The organism is Nostoc flagelliforme FACHB-838, assembly GCF_014698065.1.
GTDB lineage: Bacteria > Cyanobacteriota > Cyanobacteriia > Cyanobacteriales > Nostocaceae > Nostoc > Nostoc flagelliforme_B.
Map to the genome: position 1 here is coordinate 1 of NZ_JACJSI010000423.1, position 4,893 is coordinate 4,893.

5 protein-coding genes are annotated in these 4,893 nt (G+C 40.3%); 1 reads left to right on the forward strand and 4 read right to left on the reverse strand.

The window, feature by feature from the left end; genetic code table 11:
- Positions 1–56 precede the first annotated feature (56 nt).
- The 3 genes from H6G97_RS45500 to H6G97_RS45510 all read right to left on the reverse strand — a co-directional run bounded on the left by H6G97_RS45500 (position 57) and on the right by H6G97_RS45510 (position 3,107).
- Entirely contained in the window at positions 57–1,223 is a 1,167-nt protein-coding gene (locus H6G97_RS45500) for a filamentous hemagglutinin N-terminal domain-containing protein (protein ID WP_190947006.1), read from the reverse strand.
- Between the two features lie 7 nt (positions 1,224–1,230).
- On the reverse strand, positions 1,231–2,052 hold the full coding sequence (locus H6G97_RS45505) for a class I SAM-dependent methyltransferase (protein ID WP_190947007.1): 822 nt from the start codon (positions 2,050–2,052) through the stop codon (positions 1,231–1,233).
- Between the two features lie 542 nt (positions 2,053–2,594).
- Positions 2,595–3,107 carry a thioredoxin domain-containing protein gene (locus H6G97_RS45510; protein ID WP_422394280.1) on the reverse strand — a complete coding sequence of 171 codons (513 nt, stop codon included), beginning with the start codon at positions 3,105–3,107 and terminating at the stop codon, positions 2,595–2,597.
- 470 nt (positions 3,108–3,577) lie between these two features.
- Here H6G97_RS45510 and H6G97_RS45515 point away from each other — a divergent pair, with 470 nt between their 5' ends.
- The gene (locus H6G97_RS45515) at positions 3,578–4,519 is read left to right on the forward strand and encodes a hypothetical protein (RefSeq protein WP_190947008.1); all 942 of its coding nucleotides are present in this window, start codon (positions 3,578–3,580) and stop codon (positions 4,517–4,519) included.
- A gap of 41 nt (positions 4,520–4,560) precedes the next feature.
- Here the strand turns inward: H6G97_RS45515 and H6G97_RS45520 are convergent.
- A partial coding sequence (locus H6G97_RS45520) for a hypothetical protein (RefSeq protein WP_206759170.1) occupies positions 4,561–4,893 on the reverse strand: 333 nt, incomplete at its 5' end.

Here is a 4,893-nt window from a genome sequence, read left to right on the forward strand (position 1 = left end):
GCTCTAAACTATCAGTAACTATCTCAAAGCTTTATGATTACGTTTTCACGAAGATATCAAAGCTTGCTCTCAAAGCTTTGAACAGTCTGGCTTTGGAGTTTTCGGACAAGTCTATTGCCGGTACCAGATGTACCAGCAGATATTTGTCCTTCATCTGCAAGGAGTAAGCGGCCAGTATGGATGTTAATATTGCCGCCTGTACCAGTGGCCCCTTGATAAACTTCTGCTGCAATAGTTGTGTTCAAAAACAAGTCAGATCCAGGCGCTCCCATTATAGTTAGTGAGTCTGTTGTATTGACCTCTATAGTACCCCCAACTTCAGTTCCTAAAGTGCTGGCTTCAAGTTGAGAACCTCCAGTTAAAGCTAAATTTCTAGAATTAACACGGACATCGCCACCTCCATTACCACTAGCATCAAGCACTGCTGCTTGAGATAATGCAATGCTGCCAAAAGTTTTGATATTTGAATAACCTAAGACCCAGCCTTTATCTGTTGGTGTTAAGTTAACCAAACCTTCTTCAGATACACTACCTAATTCAATTTGCCCACCTGCGGTCTTGATTGTTGCGCCTGTTAGCGCCATATCACCGCCGAGTAAAGCAAGAGTTTGATTTGGTTGTACGCGCAGCCCAGAAGTAGTATCTATAAGGTCAGATCCCGTTCTTGCCCCTTGCCCATCGCCAGAAACAAGAATACTGGCTGGTCTATTTGAAAATCTTAAGCCAATCGGAATAGCAACTGTTAGTAGACCTTGGGTTTGAGAAGTCTGTTGAGTATCAAAGTAAGTACCATCGGCAAATTCAATACTGTTTGCTGTACTGGCTATAAACGAACCGCCAATATTTAAGCTAGCATTAAAGCCAAAAGAAATACCATTGGGGTTAATAAAGAATAAATTAGCTGTGCCGTGGGCTTGAATTAATCCATCAATACTAGAAGTAAATTGCCCCGTAACTCGAACTAATATATTATTAATATCTAGTGCATTATTAAAGTGAGCTTGTGTTCCGGTAGGAAGGGAAAACTGTCTAAAACTGTGGAATAGGTTGCTGCCTGCTTGAGAACCACCAGTAATAGTAGTAATATCGCCATTTATCGTAACTTGGGAATTAATTTTTAATGTATCTGGAACAATTTGAGGATTAGCAGATTTTATTGTTACTTGAAAAACAAAAAAAGCGTTGGCTGTCAAAAAAAATAAATTAGCTAATATTTTTTTCATAGGAATTTTAAGTTATTTTCTTAGCTTTGATGAGGAAAACACGCTCTACGTTTTCATGATTCCGTGGTGGGAAAGGATGGATATAACGATTAAAGTTTGCTCCCTCTTCTCCTGGTTGTAATACCTCTGCTTTCCAGCCATAAGTAGCTAATAATTCTTCTGGATTATCAAAACCAGAATGAAAATTCCCGTGATAAAATTCATCATAAGTAGATTCTTTGCATAATTGGTTTAGTAAATCTAAACCAATCCAACTACCAGTTGTTGTCAGATCCATGATTGTGTTGAGCAAAGCATGAACCTCGGAATCACTCAAGTAATACAATAATCCTTCCAGTAACCAGACAGAAGGTATGCTTTTGTCATATCCTTGTTGAAGTAGCTGCTGAACCCAGCAGTAATCAGTAAGGTCAATTGCAATAGAGTACCGATGACAAGTAGTAGGCGTATCTTTCAAGATTGAGTCTTTATAGTTCAGAACTTCTGGGTAATCAATTTCGTAGTATTTTGTACCTTCTGTCCAATTCAGGCGAAAAGCACGGGTGTCCATTCCAGCACCCAAGCTAACTACTTGTGGCGCAACATGAGCAAAACTTAGTAGAAAATCATCAAAAAAGCGTGTGCGGACAGCTAAGTAAGCTCTACCATCTTCTTCTGGGTCTTTTAAGGCGATCGCTTCTGCTTCAGGAGTGACTAATTTGGCAGCAAATGGAGCGTAAAATAGGCGATCATTTCTTTGATTTTCTATTGCTCTATAAGCTGCCATTAATGGCGCTGATAGCAAAACAAAATCCTTTTGAGAAAGTTTTTTATTACCTGATTGATTCATAAAAAATCCAAATAATTTTATTATTAATTTGATTTTAAAATGGCTACATATTATGCTTGTAAAGTAAAACATTACATAAATTAACTTATTAGTATTGTTTTCAAAATTAATACCTAAAAGTCTTCCATACCTTAAATAATTTAGCAAGTAAAATAGGAATATAAATTAGGCATTAGCAGGAACTTGACTATGCATAGTAAATCTTAATTGAATGAGCCGATGCCCAGCTACGGAGTAATATTTCCTTTGCTAATGTATTCATTATTTCTTAGCGGGCTGAAATTATTCTTTTTACAAGATAAAAATCTCATAAGAGAAAAATCTTAGCCAGTGAAGATCGAGATTATAGTATTGAACTTAAGCTTTAAAATCTTGAAAAAACCGATTAACTCTCAGCAGTAAACCAAAAAGCCATACCTGCTGTTGTGACTTATGCCTTAAGCAAGATGACATTCAGCTTCAGCTAGGGTGGAAGTGACGGCTGTCGAAGCACCAGAAGACTTGGTACAGGAGAGCAAAGCGATCACCATTGAACTACAGCCCTAAAAAAATCTAGATATATGTACATATTTAAAGTTAGTGTTCCCCTTGTAACCAGAAGCTTTCGCTAGCTCCTTGAGGTTTTGCACACCTATGTACTGGCGACCATTGATGACCCAAGTAGGAAAACCAGGGATTTTGGCGGCTTCGCACCAGTCAGGATGTGGATTGATGCCTTTGCTGTCGCACTCCACCTTAATACTGTCGCTGATTATTTGATACGCTTCTTTGCCGAACAGTAACTTCTGTTCATGACAATGAGGACACCACCACGCGACATATTCTTTAGCACCTGTATTAGCTAAATGCCGCGCTAGAGCTATCTCTGCTTCACCAGAGGTAGTGGTGATTTCCCAGCCGACTCCAGTTTTCGGACGTTCGCTGGCAGGAAAGAATATTTTCTCTTGTTCTTTTGATTGAGTTGTGTAAGGATGCTGGGCAGATACCGAAGCTAAACCACCCATAGCGATCGCTACTGTTAATAGTCCTACTGTCCACGCAAGTTTTAAATTCATGCAGATTCGGGTCTACACTGTTGTGACGAAGATATATTACAACTAGCAATCAACTTGATATGTTAATTTTTATTCAGTCAGAGCTTAATTTACCCACAGAAATCATCAACTCTCAACTCACGCCACACAGATGTTGAACTGCTTGACGCATTCGCATTAAATTGTCTGGAACACACGAAGCTGCAACCCTACCCCCAACAAGATAGCCAGCAAGGAGGTTTCACATGAATCTTCGTGCCATTCTTTCAAGGGGGAAGAGATGTCTTAACCGAACGGTATTGAGGCGACTCCAGGTTTAGCGGGTTCTCTTTTGAAGATGTTTCATATTTGGTAGTGCTTTAAAAGTGCAAAATATAAAAAGTAACGAAAAACCCCAGCCTATTTGAAGGATGGGGTATAAATAAAAACTCTATTTTCATGATGACACAACTCAATATTGCTACGAGCCAATTTGTCCTGGAGGTGGAATAATGAACAAACCACCATCTAGACGCAAGAAAGTTATCCCCGCGACATCTGAGGAACCAAAGCTAGCAACCGACCCTGCTCAGGAAAATACTTTTTTGCACGAAAACCCAGCTTCAGCAACTATCATAGTTACGGCTGTTGAAGTAAAAGAGTTGACCGACCAAGAACAAAGCTTACGCTTGCAATTGGAACGTCAGGTAGAAAGAGCATTTTTGTCAGCAGGTCAGGCGTTGATGGAGTTGCGGGACAGACGATTGTACCGTTCCACGCACCGTACTTTTGAAGAATACTGCCGAGATCGCTTCAATTATAGTCGTGATGCGGCGTACTTGAAGATTTCGGCTACTGTGGTTTATGAGAATCTTCAAAAGTTTTTGCCGACCATTGGTCGGCAAATTCCAATGCCGACCAACGAACGACAATTACGTTTTTTGGCGAAAGCAGAGTTGGAACCTGCTGTGCAAGCGGATGTTTGGCAGCAGGCAGTAGAGCAAGCTGGGAATAAGATTCCATCCAGTCGCATAGTGAAAGATGTTGTGGATAGGATACGCGAAAGTCCGAAAGTACCCAATCCTCACCACGTTGGGGAAATATGCATTCTCTTGCCAAAGGATAACCCAGACTTAAGAGGTAAAGCGGGTTATTGGGGAGTAGTTAGCCATGCTGGAGAATACACTTGTACAGTCCAGACATGGGACGGGGATTACACCGTAAAAATCGAACACCTGAAATCACTCGAACTGCTTGATGAAGATTGCCAATTCATGCAGCAGCTATGTGTGAGGTTACGGCAGTTGCATCAACTGGCTAGCCGTGACTCTTCTGTGGATTGGCTGTTGCAGGGGTTGGGGAAACAAGCTAAACCTTATTTATCTTCGTTGCAGGCAAAATTGCTGGCGACTGTGGAGCGGGAGTACAAAATCGAGTGGAGGCAACAGAAATGATGGTGCAGCTAGGAAACAATAATTTAATGCAACAAAGTTTACTAAACTCGTTTAGTTTCAAATATTTCTCGCCACAATTCAAATTCCGGACAATTGCACCAAAGGGTAACGAACCCATCAAAAAGTTTAGTTTCTGAATTTTTAACTTCCCTTGGGAGAACTTGGATCAAGATAGGAATCTTCAAATCACATTTCCAATTTTCTATTTCTTTCTGAAGTTGGGCAATAGCGTCTTGATGGAATCCTCGGTCGTTGTTGGAACACTGAACAAGTAAACATCCATTATCAGAATCTTTGACTCGCTTGATCGAGAAATTAATCTGCGTCCACATTGATTGGACTTCATTGAAAATATTAGGCAAACCATAGTGATT

Coding starts and splice junctions, on each gene's coding strand:
- H6G97_RS45500 (WP_190947006.1), bottom strand. CDS start 1,223: ATGAAAAAAATATTAGCTAATTTATTTTTTTTGACAGCCAACGCTTTT.
- H6G97_RS45505 (WP_190947007.1), bottom strand. CDS start 2,052: ATGAATCAATCAGGTAATAAAAAACTTTCTCAAAAGGATTTTGTTTTG.
- H6G97_RS45510 (WP_422394280.1), bottom strand. CDS start 3,107: ATGAATTTAAAACTTGCGTGGACAGTAGGACTATTAACAGTAGCGATC.
- H6G97_RS45515 (WP_190947008.1), top strand. CDS start 3,578: ATGAACAAACCACCATCTAGACGCAAGAAAGTTATCCCCGCGACATCT.